Source organism: Actinoplanes sp. CA-030573, assembly GCF_050951115.1.
Classification (GTDB): domain Bacteria; phylum Actinomycetota; class Actinomycetes; order Mycobacteriales; family Micromonosporaceae; genus Actinoplanes.
The window spans coordinates 4,535,143-4,549,130 of the sequence record NZ_CP192038.1; the positions used below are offsets into that span (position 1 = coordinate 4,535,143).

The following is a 13,988-nucleotide window of genomic DNA, read 5'->3' on the forward strand; positions in this document are numbered from 1 at the left end:
GACAACGACTCGCAATAACTTCCTGGAGCGTCACGTGACTGATCAAGCCGCCGCGCCGCCCACCAAGCTGGACGGCGCCGTGCTCAAGATCGCCGGCGTGGTGGTGCTCGGCGCGATCATGTCGATCCTCGACATCACCGTCGTCAGCGTCGCGCTGCCGACCTTCCAGACCGAGTTCAACGCTACGTACGCCGAGGTCGCCTGGACCCTCACCGGCTACACGCTGGCCCTGGCCACCGTCATCCCGCTGAGCGGCTGGGCCGCCGACCGGTTCGGCACCAAGCGCCTCTACATGCTGGCGCTGCTGCTGTTCACGCTGGGCTCGGTGCTCTGCGCCACCGCCACCTCGATCGAGCAGCTCGTCGGCTACCGGGTCCTGCAGGGCCTCGGCGGCGGCATGCTGATGCCGCTCGGCATGACGATCATGACGCGGGCGGCCGGACCGCAGCGCATCGGCCGGCTGATGGCCGTGCTCGGCATCCCGATGCTGCTCGGCCCGATCGGCGGCCCGATCCTGGGCGGCTGGCTGATCGAGGCCGCGAGCTGGCACTGGGTCTTCCTGATCAACCTGCCGATCGGCATCGTCGCGCTGATCTACGCGCAGTTCGCGCTGCCCAAGGACGACCCGCACCCGTCGGAGTCGTTCGACTTCCTCGGCATGCTGATGCTCTCGCCCGGCCTCGCGCTGTTCCTCTACGGCGTCTCGTCGCTGCCGGCCGAGGGCACGGTCACCGCGCCCAAGGTCTGGATCCCGATGGTGGTCGGCGCGCTGCTGGTGATCACCTTCGTGCTCTACTCGTTCAAGCCCAAGCACCCGCTGCTCGACCTGCGCCTGTTCAAGAACAAGCGGCTGACCGTCTCGACGATCTCGCTGTTCGTCTTCGTCATCGCGTTCATGGGCTCCGGCCTCCTGTTCCCCAGCTACTTCCTGCAGGTGCGCGGCGAGTCGACGCTGCACGCGGGTCTGCTGATGGCGCCGCAGGGCATCGGCGCGATGATCACGATGCCGATCGCCGGCACGCTGGCCGACAAGATCCCGGTCGGCCGCACGGTCCCGTTCGCGATGCTGCTGATCGGCGCCGGGTTCTTCACGTTCACCCAGGTCGGCGTCGACACTTCGTACGTGCTGCTGTGCGGCTCGCTGTTCGTGATGGGCCTCGGCATGGGCGGCACGATGATGCCGATCATGACCTCGGCGCTGCGCACGCTGCACCACCAGGACGTGGCCCGCGGCTCGACCCTGGTCAACATCCTCCAGCAGATCGGTGGCTCGATCGGCACGGCGACCATGTCCGTGATCCTGACCAGTCAGCTCAACGGCTCGCCGGTCATCCCCGGCGTCACCAACCCGCGGACGGGTGAGCCGATCACCGAGGCCGGCGCGGCGATCGCCCACCAGCAGGGCGCGCCGATCCCGCTGCCGCCGAACATCCTCGAGCGCGGCCTGCAGTTCGTGGCCGACTCGTTCGCCCACACGTTCACGGTCGGCTGGATCCTGATGCTGACGGTGTTCATCCCGATCGCCTTCCTGCCGCGCAAGAAGGAGGCCGCGCCCGCGGCTCCGGCCGGCGGTGACGGCGAGGCGGTCGAGCCTCCGGTGATGATCCACTGAGCCGGGCGCTCGCCGACGGACAGCGGTGCCGGGTCCTGATCTTCGATCTGGGCTCGGGCACCGCTTCGGTCGTGCACGAGAGCTCGACGGTCCTGTTCGAGGCGCCGAACTGGGCCGCCGACGACCGGCTCGTGCTCAACGGGGACGGACTGCTTTGGGGGCTGGCCCTCGACGGGTCCGCCCCGGCCCAGATCGTCTTCGAGGGCCTGCCGGCGCTGAACAACGATCACGTGCTCGGGCCGGGCGGCCTGGTCTACATGTCGGCCGACGACGGCCACATCTACGAGGGGTCGCTGGAGGGCGGTGCGGTCCGCCGGGTGACCCCCGACGACGGGTTCCTGCACTTCCTGCACGGGGTGAGCCCGGACGGGTCCACGCTCGCCTACGTCGGCATCACGCCCGGGGAGTGGACGTCGGGCACGCTGTGGACCGTCGGGGTCTCCGGGCGGGGCAGCCGGCAGCTGACCTCCGGGCCGGGCGCCGACGACGGGCCGGAGTACTCGCCGTCCGGGGAGTGGATCTACTTCAACACCGAGCGGTTCGGCGGAGGCGCCGCGCAGATTGCTCGCATCCGCCCGGATGGCAGCGGGTTGGAGCAGCTCACCTTCGACGAGCGGGTCAACTGGTTCCCGCATCTGGCCGGCTCCCGGGCGGTCTATCTGAGCTTCCCGCCCGGGACGGCGGGGCATCCGGCCGATCTGCCGGTGCTGCTGCGGTTGGTCGACGGCGACGACTGGCGGTCGGCGCGCACGGTGGTGTCGCTCGACGGCGGCCAGGGGACGATCAACGTCAACAGCTGGTCCCCGGCCGGCGACCGGTTCGCGTACGTCGACTACCCGGTGACCCGGTCCGCCTCGATGCGCACGATCAACCGGACCTGATCGCGGCCGCCGAACCACGGGTAGGGGCGGCCCAGATAGCGCTGGGACAGCTCCTCGATGTGCTCGGCGGCGCCGTGCTCGGTCACCTCGAGGACCCGGCCGCGCACCGCGACGTACCGGCTCGGGTTCTCCGGGTCCGCGACCGCGACCGCCACCCGCGGGTCCCGCTCGATGTTGCGGACCTTCTGGTGCCCGCGCACGGTGTTGATCACGACGTGATTGCCGTCGGTGTCCGCCCAGACCTCGGTGATCTGCGGCGAGCCGTCGGGCATGAGCGTCGTGAGGAAGCAGAGGCTGGGCCGGCGCAGCAGCTCGACCAGGTTCCCGGGAAGATCCACCCGCCCACTGTAGGGCGGCGGTGATCAGTCCTCGACCCGGAAGCCGATCTTCAGGCGTACCTGGAAGTGCGCGACCTGGCCGTCCACCACCTGGCCGCGAACCTCCTGCGTCTCGAACCACTCGATGTTGCGCACGGTCTGCGCCGCCTTGGCGATCCCGCTGCGAATGGCGTCGTCGATGCTGGTCGGGCTGCTGCCGACGATCTCGCTGAGCCGGTACACGTGGTTGGTCATGTCGCCCCCTCCGCAAAAGCCCATCCCACCACGCCGGGCGGCGTTCCCGCATCGTCTTCCGGCGGCGGCTCACCCGCGGCTCGCCCCGGCCGGGAACCGGCTTGCCTACGGCCGCCGGCGATGGCACGGTGTCCGCAGGTCATGAGTGCCAGCGCGCAGCCCCGGCTTGCTGGCCGGCAACCCTCCTCTCGCGGGCGGGGTGCCCCGGGTGAGGACCGGGTCCGGCGCACGGGGCGCCGGGCAAGTCGCGAACGGAGTGCTGCAGCCATGCCCTTTCCCGCCACCGTCACGCCGCCCGTGCTCGAGGGCGACCGGGTGCGCCTCGAGCCGCTCGACCGGCGCCACGCCGCCGGCCTCGCGCTGGCCGCCGAGGAGAGCCGGGACGCCTACCGCTTCACCTGGGTGCCCCGCGCCGAGGAGGTAGGCGACTACATCGACCAGCAGCATGCGCGGGCCGCGACCGGATGGCTGATCCCGTTCGCGCAGATCTGGGACGGGCGCGCGGTGGGGGCGACGGCCTACCTGGATCCCCGGCTCTGGCCCGGCCGTGACGAGCTGTTCGCCGTCGAGATCGGCTTCACCTGGCTCGCGGCCTCGGCCCAGGGCACCGGCGTCAACACCAAGGCCAAACACCTGCTTCTCGGGTACGCCTTCGAGCAGTGGCGGGTCGAGCGGGTCGACCTCAAGACCGACGCCCGCAACCACCGCTCCCGGGCCGCGATCGAGCGCGTCGGCGGCCGGTTCGAGGGCGTGCTGCGCTCGTGGAGCCGCTCCTGGGCGCCGGGCGAGGAGGGCCGCCTGCGCGACTCGGCCATGTTCTCGGTGCTGGCCGCCGAATGGCCGGCAATCAAGGAGCGGCAGGCCGCCCTCAACGCAGGCCGCAACGCACCGGCCGGCGGTTGAGCGGGCGGCCGGGACGCCTGTGGACGACGGCCCGAAAATGTCGGTGGGCCGTGGTCGAATGTGGCCCCACCCAAGAAAGGGTGGGGGCGGTCTGCGGGCGGCCGCCTCCGTAGGATGCGGCTCTGTGGCCAGCCGGATCGGGGACATCATTGTCGACTGTGGCGACGCGGAGCTGATGGCGGCGTTCTGGTGCGAGGTTCTCGGCTACCGGGTCTTCGCGCGGGACGCGACCGGCGTGGCCATCCGCGGGGCCACCGTCAGCCCGGACATTCTGTTCATCACGGTGCCCGAGGGGAAGGCCGGCAAGAACCGGCTGCATTTCGATGTCTGCCCGACCGACCGGTCGCCGGCGGAGGAGCTGGATCGCCTGCTCGCACTCGGCGCGCGACGGTCGGCGATCGTCGGCAGCGGCTCGTGGGTCGTTCTCGAGGATCCGGAGGGCAACGAGTTCTGCCTGATGTCCAAGCGGATCCCGGCCGAGCCCGAGCCGTTCCACGAGCCATGACGAGAAGCCGAACGGGACGAGAAGCCGAACGGCACGAGAGGCCGAACGGGACGAGAGGTTGGCCATGCGGATCGCGGCCTGTCAGACGCCGGAGATTCTCGGCGACGTCGACTCGGCGATCGCCGTGGTGCGAGACTTCGCCGCCCGGACCGAGGACGCCGACCTGCTGCTGTTCCCGGAGTGCTTTCTCCAGGGCTATCTCGTCACCGGCCAGCACGTACGCGACACGGCCCTCGAACTGGGCTCGGCCGAGCTCGACGACGTGCTGGCCCGGATCGCGGTCGCGGACCGGATGCTGGTGCTCGGCATCATCGAGCGGGCGGGCCGGCGGTTCTTCAACACGGCGCTCGTCGTGAGCGGCGGCCGGGTGCTCGGCGCGTACCGGAAGATGTTCTTGACCGCGGGGGAGTCGGTGTTCACGGCGGGTGACGGCTATCCGGTCTTCGAGTGCGCGGGGGTGCGGTTCGGCCTCAACATCTGCTTCGACGCGCAGTATCCGCAGGCGGCGCGGGCGGTCGCGGCGGCCGGTGCGCGGGTGGTGCTGCAGCCGGCGCAGAACATGATGCGGCGGGCGAGTGCCCTCGCCTGGGAACATCGGCACAACGCGGTGCGCGCTCGCCGCGTACGGGAGACGGGTTTGTGGTGGGTCTCGGCCGATGTGACCGGCGAGCGTGACGGGTCCCGCGTGGGTCTTGGGCCGACGGCCGTGATCGATCCGTCGGGGCGGGTGGTGGCGCAGGTTCCGGCGGGGGAGATCGGCTTCGTGACGGCGGAGATCTAGAGGCGGGTCGCGGCGCGGACCAAACCGGCCAGAGCGCGGGAACGGCTCTGCGGGGGCCAGGCGATCACCGTGGTCACCCGGGGCGCATCCGGCACCGGTACGGGGTGAAGCCCGTGCCCGAGCTGACCCCGGCACGACTCGGGCAGGACCGCCACCGTGCGGCCGAGCTGGATCAGCTGCAGCAACTGGGTGTGGTCGCGCACCTCGGGGCCCGGACCGTCCGGATAGGAGCCGTCGCGGCACGGCCAGCGCGGCATCGGCAGGTCCGGAACGGCGGCCACCTCGGCCATCGACAGCGCCGGGCGGGTGGTCAGTGGGTGCCCGGCGGGCAGCACCGCGACCTGGCCCTCGGTCATCAGCTCCTCGACGTCGAAGCCGGTGGCGGCGTCGAACGGCCGGTGCAGCAGCGCCACGTCGGCCCGGCCGTCGCGCAGGAGCCGCTCCTGCTCGCCGATCCCGCACAGGAGCACCTCGACCTCCACGGCGCCGGGCTCCACCGCGTACGCGTCGAGCAGCTTGGCCAGCAGCTCGCTGGACGCGCCCGCCTTGGTGACCAGCACGAGGCCGGGCTTGGTCGCCCCCGCCCGGCGGGTGCGCCGATCGGCCGCCGCCACCGCGTCGAGCGCCGCCCGCCCCTCGGCCAGCAGCACCGAACCGGCCTCGGTGAGCGTCACCGCCCGGCTGGACCGCTCCAGGAGGGTGACGCCGAGCCGCCGCTCCAGCTGCTGGATCGCGCGGGACAGCGGCGGTTGCGCGATGCCCAGCCGCTCGGCCGCCCGCCCGAAGTGCCGCTCCTCGGCGACGGCGACGAAATAGCGCAGCTCCCGCGTCTCCATGCCGCCGACGATACCCGCGGGGTATCGCCGGGTACTCAGACGGTGTTGGCGGCCACCGCCGCGCGCGGACAGGATCGACTCATGAGCGAGACGAAGATTGCGCTGGTCACCGGCGCGAACAAGGGGATCGGGTACGAGATCGCGGCGGGCCTGCTGGCGCTGGGCTGGAGCGTCGGCGTCGGCGCCCGGGACGAGGATCGCCGGGAGACGGCGGTGGCGAAGCTGGGCGGCAAGGCGTTCGGGGTGCCACTGGACGTGACCGACGACGCGAGCGTGGCCGCGGCCGCCCGGCTGCTCGAGCGCGACGGTCTCGACGTGCTGATCAACAACGCGGGGATCACCGGCGGCATGCCGCAGGATCCGATCGGCGCCGACCTCGACGCCGTGCGGGCAGCGGTGGAGACCAACGTCATCGGGGTCATCCGGGTCACCAACGCGATGCTGCCGTTGCTGCGCCGGTCGGCGTCGCCGCGCATCGTGAACATGTCGAGCACGGTCGGCTCCCTCACCCGCCAGACGGCGGGCGGCGACGTCGGCCCGATCTCGGTGGCCTACGCGCCGTCGAAGACCTTCCTCAACGCGGTGACCATCCAGTACGCCAAGCAGCTGCGCGACACGAACATCCTGATCAATGCGGGCTGCCCCGGTTACACCGCCACCGATCTGAACGGCTTCCGTGGCGTACGGACGCCGGAGCAGGGCGCCGCGATCGCGATCAAGCTGGCCACCCTCCCGGACGACGGGCCGACCGGCGGCTTCTTCGAGGACGCCGGCGTCGTGCCCTGGTAGGCGGCGCCGGCTTTGTCGCGTCAAAGGCGCAGGCGAGCGTTGTCGGCGGTGCCCCAGAGCTCGGCGATGCGCCCGCCGGCGATCCGGTACATGGCGAACTCGTCGGTCTCGACCGGCGACCGGTCGCCCGGGGCGCCCAGGAACGGCCGGTGCCGTGTTCCCCGGTCGTGCAGGTGGACGGCCAGCCAGGGCGCCTGCCGGACGACGTGCCGGATCTCCCACGTGTAGTCCGGGAACACGGCGACCGTCTTGCGGATGTCGTCGACGTACTGCTCCCGCGTCCGCCGAACCCCGTTCACCAGCACCGCGGAATGCACGAAGCCGGCGACCGCCGCCCAGTCCCGGTCGTTGCACGCGGCGAGATAGGCCGTGTACCTCTCGAGGGTCTCGCGATCGTCCATGCCACGGTCTTACCCGGGAAATGTCGCAGGCGGCGTCTAGCGTGTCGGCATGGCCACCTTTGTCATGATCCACGGCGCCGGCGACGTCGGCTGGTACTGGCACCTCGTCGAGGCCGACCTGCGCGACCGCGGCCACACGACCTCGGCCCCCGATCTGCCGTGCGATGACGACGCGGCCGGTCTCGTGGAATACGCCGACGTGGTCGCCGCCGCCATCGGCGCGCTGTCCGCGCCGGGCCCGCCGATCGTCGTGGCGCAGTCCCTGGGCGGCTTCGTCGCGCCGCTGGTGTGCGACCGCGTGCCGGTGGCCCAGCTGGTCCTGGTCGCTCCCATGATCCCCGCGCCGGGCGAGGCCCCCGCCGACTACTGGGCCGACACCGGGTACGACCACGAGGCCGAGGGCGATCTGTTCTATCAGGACGTTCCGGCCGAGCTCGCGGCCGAGGCGATGAAGCGCTCACGCCGCCAGTCCGAGACCCGGTTGTCCGAGCCGTCCCCGCTCGCGGCATGGCCGGCCGTACCGACCCGGGTGATCGCGTGCCGCGACGACCGGCTGCTGCCCTTGCCGTACCTCCGCCGGGTGTCGCGCGAGCGCCTGGGCATCACGCCGGAGGAGATCGACGGCGGCCACACGCCGGCCCTGAGCCATCCGCGGGAGTTGGCCGCCCTGCTGCATTCCTACGCGGTCGCCGAGAGCGGGGCGTGACCGATGCACGCCACCGGATATGACGCCGAGCTCCGCCTGCTGAACGACGTGCTGCGCCGCGCCGCCGCCATCGCGCCCACCGAGCACGTCCTCGACATCGGCTGCGGCGCCGGCCTGACCACCCGGGAGGCCGCGCGGGCCGCCGCACGCGGCACCGCCCTCGGCGTCGACGTCTCCGCGCCCGCCCTGGAGCGGGCCCGGGCCGCGGCCCGTGACGAGGGCCTGACCAACGTCCGCTTCGAAGAGGGCGACGCCCAGACCCACCCGTTCCCGGCCCTGCACTACGACGTGGCGATAAGCCGCTTCGGCACCATGTTCTTCGCCGACCCGGTGGCCGCCTTCGTCAACATCGCCTCGGCGATGCGCGCCTCCGGCCGCCTGGTGATGCTGGTCTGGCAGTCCCACGACCGCAACGAGTGGGACGCCGCGATCCGCCGGTCCCTGGCCCCCGGCACCCCGTCGGCCGCCGCCAACGGCCCCGACCCGTTCACGCTCGCCGACCCGCAAGCGGTCACCGGCCTGCTGCACACCGCGGGCTTCGACGAGGTCACGTTCACCGACGTCCGCGAGCCGATCTGCTTCGGCCCCGACGTGCCGTCCGCCATGGCCTGGATCCGCGGCTTCAGCTGCACGGGCGAGCTGCTCGGCCGCCTCGGCCCGCCGGCCGCCGAGGTCGCGCTCGACCGCCTGCGGCGGGAGGTGACCGCCCACCGGAGAGAGGACGGCGTCTGGTTCGGAGCGCGTTCCTGGCTCGTCTCCGCCCGCCGTCCCTGAGCGGACCGCCGACGGGCCTGTTGCCGACAACTGTCTTGACGACGCCGCCCCGGACGCGGACCGTCGGTCCCTATGGTCGTCGGGCGCGCCTGGGTACTCGATGCCGTCGAGGACTGGCTGTTCCGCGGCGACGAGCGCTTCCTGCTGCTGGTCGCCGAGCCGGGCTGGGGCAAGACCGCGGTCGCCCGGTGGCTGGCCGGTGACGATCCGGCCCCGTCCCGGGCCGGCCCCCTGCGGGCCCGGGTCGACGCCGTGCGGTCCCGGATCGACGCCACCCACTTCTGCGTGGGCCGAGGTCAGGACGGCGCGGCCAACCCGGCCCAGTTCGCCACCGGACTGGCCCAGCAGCTCATGTCCGACGACGGGGTCGCGCTGGCCCTGCTGGCCGAGCTGTCGCCGGAGACCCGGATCGTGCAGAACGTCGGCCGGAACGCCGGTCAGGTCATCGCCCTGCAGAACCTCGTCGTCAACCAGGTCGACCCGCGCGACGTGTACCACCGCGTGGTCCGCCGCCCGCTGCAACGCCTGGCCGGCGGCGGCGCCCCGGTCATCCGGACGATCCTGGTCGACGCCCTGGACGAGGCGCCGGCCATCGTCGGGCTGCTGGCCGGCTCCGGCGACTTCCCGTCCGGCGTCCGGTTCGTGCTCACCACCCGCGACGTTCCGGCGGTGGTGGACGCGTTCGACGACGCCCGGCTGGTCAACCTGTCCGGGGCCCAGTTCGCCGCGCGCACCGACGAGGATCTCCGCGACTACATCGCCGGGCGGGTGGGCGATCGGGACCGGGTGGACGATCTGGTGCGGCAGGCCGACGGCAATTTCCTGTACGCGTACTGGCTGCTGGCCGAGCTCGCCCGGGGAACCGACATCGGCGCGCTGCCCCGCGGCCTGAACGGGCTCTACCGCGCGTTCCTCGATCGTCTCGTCCCCTCCGGCGACGCCTGGCTGACCCGGCACGAGCCGTTCCTCGGCTGCCTGACCGTGGCCACCCCGGTCGCGCCGGACGCCGCCCTGCCCCGCTGGCTCGACTGGTCCCGTGCCCAGCTCAACGTGCACCTCGACGAGGTCACCCAGGCCGTCGAGCACGTGCCCGACCCATCCGAGGGCGACCCCGGCTACCGCCTCTACCACCGCTCGGTCGCCGACTTCCTGGTCACCGAGGAGTACGAGGACGGCGGCCGGCGCCGGCGCAACCGGTACTACGTGGAGCCGCTGCGCCAGCACGAGCGGATCGTCGAGCACTACCTCCGCGCACCGGACTGGGAGCGGGCCGACGAGTACTGCCTGCGCCGCCTCGTCCACCACCTCGCCGCCCGTGCCCGCCTCGGCGGCCCGGCCGACGACCTCTACCGGATCGTGCTGGACGAGCGGTTCCGTTTCGCCCAGCAGGACCGGCTCGGCATCCACCGGTCGCTGACCGATCTGCGCGAGGCCCTGGACGTCGCGCTGGCCCGCGGCGACCTGCTGCCGGCGCTGCGCTGCGTGGCCGGATACCGGAGCGTCACCGCCGCCGAGAGCCTGTCGGCCGCCGTCTTCGAGGCGGTCGACGTCGGGGACTTCGGCCGGGCGGTCCGGAAGATGTCCCACTACACCACCGGGCCCAACGCGTCCGCCTGCTGGAACGAGGTCCTCAAGCTCTACCTGGCCTGGGAGGCGGCCGAGTCGGGGGCGGGCGCGCGGGCGCGCGAGCTGGTCGGCCAGGCCGCCCCGAGCTATCGCGACCTCGGCGGCGCGTTCCTGGCCCGGATCGCGGCCGCGCTCGGCGTGAGCGTGCGGGAGCTGGGCGGCGACCCGCGGACGAGCGAGCTCTACGAGGTGGCGCCGGAATGCTCGCCGGACGAGTTGCAGGCGGCCGTCCTCGACCTCGAACCCAAGATCGAACGGCTGGAGCGGCACATCGACGCCAAATCGGAGCCGGTCACGTCCGCGCTCATGGCCACGCTGCGTCCCCACACCGACCTGCTGAGCCCGGAGAGCAGCTCGATGCTCGCCTACTCGCTCGGCGAGGGCCTCGGCCGGACCGCGGCGCACCCCATCGGCCGCGCGTTGATCGAGCGGACGCTCGCCGCGGTCAGCCGGAACCCGTACCCGCGGTACCGGGATCTGGCGCTGCGGCAGATCGGCACCGCGGTGCTGCGCTCGCCCGACCGGCTCTGGGCGCGGGCGCGACTGCGGCGCATCCTGCGGGCCGGCCTCGACGACGAGGGCGTCACGTTCACCTTCGACCTCCCGGTGCTGCTGGTGGCCGAGGGCGAGCGCCGGGGTCTGCACTTCGAGGAGCTGCGCGCCTACGTCGGCCAGGCCGCCGCCCAGGACGACATCTGGGGTACGGAGATGCGGTTCAACGGCGCCCGGGCCGCCGCGGCGTCCCGGCTCGGCGACCCCGACCGGGCCTACCACCTGCTGCTCGACGGCTCCCGGGCGGCGACCGCCTACGCCGGCTACGGCACGCTCGCCGTGCTGTCCCTGATCGACCGCTGCCACGAGATCGGCCGTCCGCGACTGGCCGGGCGGCCGATCTGGGGCCCGCGCGGCGACCAGACGATGCCGGACATGGCCGAGCAGTTCGCCCGGACCGTCCAGGACCCCGAGTTCGGTCAGGAGCGGCTCGTGCTGGTGGCCGACCATCGGCTGTGGCGCGACGAGCCGCCGCCCGACCCGGAGACGGCCCTGGCCCGGCACTCGCGGATGGGCGCGCTGGACACCCGGGCCGCGTACCGGGGCCTGATCTCGGCCCGCTGGTCCGGCGCGGGCGGCGCGACCGCCCGGCAGGTGGCGCGGCTGGTGCCGCTCGCGCTGGCCGACACGACCGGGCTCGACGCGCTGCTGGCGCGGCTGGTCGGGGCCGGGCTCGAGCGGCGCGGCGACGACGAGGTGCGGGCGCTGGCCGAGCTGACGACGCAGGCGTTCACCACGGGACGGCCGTGGAGCTCGGGGCAATGGAGGTGAGGCAATGCCGGATCCGCTGACGATGACGGTGCTCGGCGGGGTGGCCGCGGCCGAGGGGATCAAGTTCCTCTACGGGCAGGCGGCGGAACTGCTGAAGGGGTGGCGCGAGCGGCGCGCGGCCGGCCGGCACGACGAGCTGCGGGTGCCGATCGTGCCGAACGACATCCTGGACGGCGAGCCGGCCGATCCGGTGGTCGACGCGGGCGTGGTGGCGCGCGAGGAGAAGGAGCTGGCGCGGCTCTGGGGAGCGCTTTCGCCGTACGCGCTCGATCTGGCGGACATCGATCTGGAGGACGACGAGCTGGCGGAACAGGCCGGGAAGCTCCGCGCGCTGCTCGAGGCCGCCTACGGGCAGCGGTTCACGTTCCGGGGCGAGCAGCGGGAACCGACCGGCTCGAAGGTGACCGTCCGGCTCGCGCTCGGTGATGTCTACGGTCAAGTGGTCGGCTTCGAGGGACGCATCGCCGGCCAGATCGACGTCGTGGAGAACATCAAGACCGTCGGCAAGGACGGCAAGGTCTGGGGCGTACGGGAATCAGAGCAGTGAGCGGGCGGCGGAGCGCTTGAGCTTGCCGGACGGGGTCTTGGGCAGCGAGCCCGGGGGAAGCACCCGCACCACCGCCGGACGGGCGCCGGCCTCGGCCACCACGGTGGACACGATCTCCCGGCGGATGCGCTCCTCGGCCTCCTCGTCGCCGGCCCGGCGCGACTCGGCCAGCACCGCGAACGACTCGCGCGGCACGTCGTCCTCGCCCGGAGTGAGGCGGACGGCGGTGACGTTGCCCTCGCGGACGCCCTCGACCCGGCCCGCGGCGCGCTCGATGTCGGTGGGGTAGATGTTGCGCCCGCCCATGATGATGACGTCCTTGCGGCGGCCGCAGACCACGATCTGCCCGTCCACCAGGTAGCCCTCGTCGCCGATGTCGAGCCAGCCCTCGTCGTCGCGCGCGTTCCGCTCGCCGGCCGGCGTCACGTACGTCTCGGTGACCGACTCGCCGCTGAGCTGGATGCGGCCGACCTGGCGGTCGCCGAGCACGGCACCCCGGTCGTCGACGACGCGGACCGTGACGCTCGGGAACGGCTCGCCCAGCAACGGCAGCTGCCGCGCCGAACCGGCGGCCGGCACCGCGCGCCGATGCGCCTCCAGCTCGGTGGCGTCGACCGTGTCCAGCAGCATCGGGTCGTCCATCGCCGACATCGAGATCACCAGGGTGCTCTCGGCCGCCCCGTAGCAGCAGTTCACCGCCTCCGGACGCAGCCCGAACCGGGCGCCGGCCGCGACCAGCGCGCGCATGGTGGTGGGGTCGACCGGCTCGGCGCCGTTGCCCGCGACCCGCAGCTTCGACAGGTCGAGCGCGCCGTCGGGCACCCGCGCGAGCTGCCGGGTCAGCACCGCCCAGGCGAAGTTCGGCGCGGTGGTGATGGTCGCGCCGTACCGGCTCATCACCTCGGCCCACACCAGCGGCCGGCTCAGGAAGTCGGCCGGCGTGAGGCTGACCAGCTCCATCCCGCTCAGCATCGGCAGCAGCAGGCAGCCGACCATGCCCATGTCGTGGAACATCGGCAGCCACGACGCCATCACGCCGCTGGTGTCGCAGCCCAGGTGGCGCGCCGAGTCGGTCAGGTTGGCGAACAGGTTGCGGTGCGTGATCCGCACCGCCTTGGGCTCCGCCGTCGACCCGCTCGTGAGCTGCAGCAGCGCCGGCGTGTCCTCACCGGTGAAGACCGGCGTGAGCTCCGGGCCGTCGCTCAGGGCGCCGGCCAGGTGGTGCTTTATCCCGTACGCCTCGAGCACCGCCGTCGCCGCCTCGAAGGGCGACCCGACGATGACCGCCCGGGCATCGATCATCTTGAGCACCCGCAGGGTGTCCTCGCGCCAGACGTCGAGATCGGTCCGCGCCGTGGGCTGGTGCAGCATCGTCATGCTGCCGCCGGCGAGCCAGATCGCCTGAGCCACCGGCGCGATGTCGGCGGGCAGCCCGGCCAGCACCGCCACCGCCTGCCCCGGCTGGAGACCGGACGCCACCAGCGAGCCGGCGACGCGGCGCGCTTCGGCATGCAGCTCGGTCCACGTGCGACGCCGCGGCGCGCCCGGCTCCCCGGTCACCATGCCCGTCCGGGCGGTGGCGGCGGTAGCGATCACGCCGTCGACGAAGCGGCTCACGGAACCCCCTACGCTCGGTGCCGGTAGCGTACCGCGACGGGCATGGCCGCGGAGGTGAGCGCCTGCGCTGTGGATATCCGCCGGGTTTTGTCGTAGGCGGCCGCTATTTTCGGCC

15 protein-coding genes and 1 riboswitch are annotated in these 13,988 nt (G+C 72.7%); of the genes, 10 read left to right on the plus strand and 5 right to left on the minus strand.

From position 1 onward, the window contains the following. Window positions 1-34 precede the first annotated feature (34 nt). Together ACQP2F_RS21070 and ACQP2F_RS21075 are read left to right on the plus strand one after the other, a co-directional pair. Window positions 35-1,612, plus strand: coding sequence for a DHA2 family efflux MFS transporter permease subunit (locus ACQP2F_RS21070; RefSeq protein WP_433306538.1), 1,578 nt, complete (start codon window positions 35-37; stop codon window positions 1,610-1,612). Window positions 1,613-1,683: 71 nt separating this feature from the next. After that, window positions 1,684-2,493: a TolB family protein gene (locus tag ACQP2F_RS21075; RefSeq protein WP_433306540.1), complete on the plus strand. Its 810-nt coding sequence runs from the start codon at window positions 1,684-1,686 to the stop codon at window positions 2,491-2,493. Here the strand turns inward: ACQP2F_RS21075 and ACQP2F_RS21080 are convergent. Then, window positions 2,445-2,831, minus strand: a complete 387-nt coding sequence (locus tag ACQP2F_RS21080) for a PPOX class F420-dependent oxidoreductase (RefSeq protein ID WP_433306542.1) — start codon at window positions 2,829-2,831, stop codon at window positions 2,445-2,447. The two genes, ACQP2F_RS21075 and ACQP2F_RS21080, sit on opposite strands and share 49 nt — an antisense overlap. 24 nt (window positions 2,832-2,855) lie before the next feature. Next, entirely contained in the window at window positions 2,856-3,065 is a 210-nt protein-coding gene (locus ACQP2F_RS21085; RefSeq protein WP_433306544.1) for a dodecin, read from the minus strand. Window positions 3,066-3,202: 137 nt separating this feature from the next. Then, window positions 3,203-3,318, plus strand: a riboswitch (SAM riboswitch). A 14-nt stretch (window positions 3,319-3,332) separates the two neighbouring features. On the opposite strand from ACQP2F_RS21085, the gene ACQP2F_RS21090 reads away from it, so the two are divergent. From ACQP2F_RS21090 to ACQP2F_RS21100, 3 genes are all read left to right on the plus strand, one after another. Then, window positions 3,333-3,968, plus strand: a complete 636-nt coding sequence (locus ACQP2F_RS21090; protein WP_433306546.1) for a GNAT family N-acetyltransferase — start codon at window positions 3,333-3,335, stop codon at window positions 3,966-3,968. A 124-nt stretch (window positions 3,969-4,092) separates the two neighbouring features. Further along, the gene (locus tag ACQP2F_RS21095) at window positions 4,093-4,473 is read left to right on the plus strand and encodes a VOC family protein (protein WP_433306548.1); all 381 of its coding nucleotides are present in this window, start codon (window positions 4,093-4,095) and stop codon (window positions 4,471-4,473) included. Window positions 4,474-4,537: 64 nt separating this feature from the next. Then, on the plus strand, window positions 4,538-5,254 hold the full coding sequence (locus ACQP2F_RS21100; protein ID WP_433306550.1) for a carbon-nitrogen hydrolase family protein: 717 nt from the start codon (window positions 4,538-4,540) through the stop codon (window positions 5,252-5,254). Here the strand turns inward: ACQP2F_RS21100 and ACQP2F_RS21105 are convergent. Further along, window positions 5,251-6,090, minus strand: a complete 840-nt coding sequence (locus ACQP2F_RS21105) for a LysR family transcriptional regulator (protein ID WP_433306552.1) — start codon at window positions 6,088-6,090, stop codon at window positions 5,251-5,253. The two genes, ACQP2F_RS21100 and ACQP2F_RS21105, sit on opposite strands and share 4 nt — an antisense overlap. 81 nt (window positions 6,091-6,171) lie before the next feature. Here ACQP2F_RS21105 and ACQP2F_RS21110 point away from each other — a divergent pair, with 81 nt between their 5' ends. Continuing rightward, a complete protein-coding gene (locus ACQP2F_RS21110; RefSeq protein ID WP_433306554.1) occupies window positions 6,172-6,879 on the plus strand; it encodes an SDR family oxidoreductase in 708 nt (235 codons plus the stop codon). 20 nt (window positions 6,880-6,899) lie between these two features. Here ACQP2F_RS21110 and ACQP2F_RS21115 read toward each other — a convergent pair whose 3' ends face one another. Next, window positions 6,900-7,280, minus strand: coding sequence for an ester cyclase (locus tag ACQP2F_RS21115; protein WP_433306556.1), 381 nt, complete (start codon window positions 7,278-7,280; stop codon window positions 6,900-6,902). A gap of 49 nt (window positions 7,281-7,329) precedes the next feature. Here ACQP2F_RS21115 and ACQP2F_RS21120 point away from each other — a divergent pair, with 49 nt between their 5' ends. The 4 genes from ACQP2F_RS21120 to ACQP2F_RS21135 all read left to right on the plus strand — a co-directional run bounded on the left by ACQP2F_RS21120 (window position 7,330) and on the right by ACQP2F_RS21135 (window position 12,256). Next, window positions 7,330-7,986 (plus strand): alpha/beta fold hydrolase, encoded by a 657-nt coding sequence (locus tag ACQP2F_RS21120; protein WP_433306558.1) that lies wholly within the window; start codon window positions 7,330-7,332, stop codon window positions 7,984-7,986. A 3-nt stretch (window positions 7,987-7,989) separates the two neighbouring features. Beyond that, window positions 7,990-8,760 (plus strand): class I SAM-dependent methyltransferase, encoded by a 771-nt coding sequence (locus ACQP2F_RS21125; protein WP_433306560.1) that lies wholly within the window; start codon window positions 7,990-7,992, stop codon window positions 8,758-8,760. A gap of 72 nt (window positions 8,761-8,832) precedes the next feature. Further along, window positions 8,833-11,709, plus strand: coding sequence for a hypothetical protein (locus ACQP2F_RS21130; RefSeq protein ID WP_433306561.1), 2,877 nt, complete (start codon window positions 8,833-8,835; stop codon window positions 11,707-11,709). 4 nt (window positions 11,710-11,713) lie between these two features. Then, complete coding sequence (locus ACQP2F_RS21135; protein WP_433306563.1) at window positions 11,714-12,256, plus strand: hypothetical protein; 543 nt, start codon at window positions 11,714-11,716, stop codon at window positions 12,254-12,256. On the opposite strand, the gene ACQP2F_RS21140 is transcribed toward ACQP2F_RS21135, so the two are convergent. Beyond that, window positions 12,245-13,873 (minus strand): fatty acyl-AMP ligase, encoded by a 1,629-nt coding sequence (locus tag ACQP2F_RS21140; RefSeq protein WP_433306565.1) that lies wholly within the window; start codon window positions 13,871-13,873, stop codon window positions 12,245-12,247. The two genes, ACQP2F_RS21135 and ACQP2F_RS21140, sit on opposite strands and share 12 nt — an antisense overlap. Window positions 13,874-13,988: the final 115 nt, after the last annotated feature.

Bases quoted from the DNA above. Each gene is read 5' to 3' on its own strand.
- ACQP2F_RS21130 (WP_433306561.1), top strand. From the start codon at position 8,833: ATGGTCGTCGGGCGCGCCTGGGTACTCGATGCCGTCGAGGACTGGCTG.
- ACQP2F_RS21110 (WP_433306554.1), top strand. From the start codon at position 6,172: ATGAGCGAGACGAAGATTGCGCTGGTCACCGGCGCGAACAAGGGGATC.
- ACQP2F_RS21115 (WP_433306556.1), bottom strand. From the start codon at position 7,280: ATGGACGATCGCGAGACCCTCGAGAGGTACACGGCCTATCTCGCCGCG.
- ACQP2F_RS21085 (WP_433306544.1), bottom strand. From the start codon at position 3,065: ATGACCAACCACGTGTACCGGCTCAGCGAGATCGTCGGCAGCAGCCCG.
- ACQP2F_RS21125 (WP_433306560.1), top strand. From the start codon at position 7,990: ATGCACGCCACCGGATATGACGCCGAGCTCCGCCTGCTGAACGACGTG.
- ACQP2F_RS21120 (WP_433306558.1), top strand. From the start codon at position 7,330: ATGGCCACCTTTGTCATGATCCACGGCGCCGGCGACGTCGGCTGGTAC.
- ACQP2F_RS21135 (WP_433306563.1), top strand. From the start codon at position 11,714: ATGCCGGATCCGCTGACGATGACGGTGCTCGGCGGGGTGGCCGCGGCC.
- ACQP2F_RS21105 (WP_433306552.1), bottom strand. From the start codon at position 6,090: ATGGAGACGCGGGAGCTGCGCTATTTCGTCGCCGTCGCCGAGGAGCGG.
- ACQP2F_RS21100 (WP_433306550.1), top strand. From the start codon at position 4,538: ATGCGGATCGCGGCCTGTCAGACGCCGGAGATTCTCGGCGACGTCGAC.
- ACQP2F_RS21090 (WP_433306546.1), top strand. From the start codon at position 3,333: ATGCCCTTTCCCGCCACCGTCACGCCGCCCGTGCTCGAGGGCGACCGG.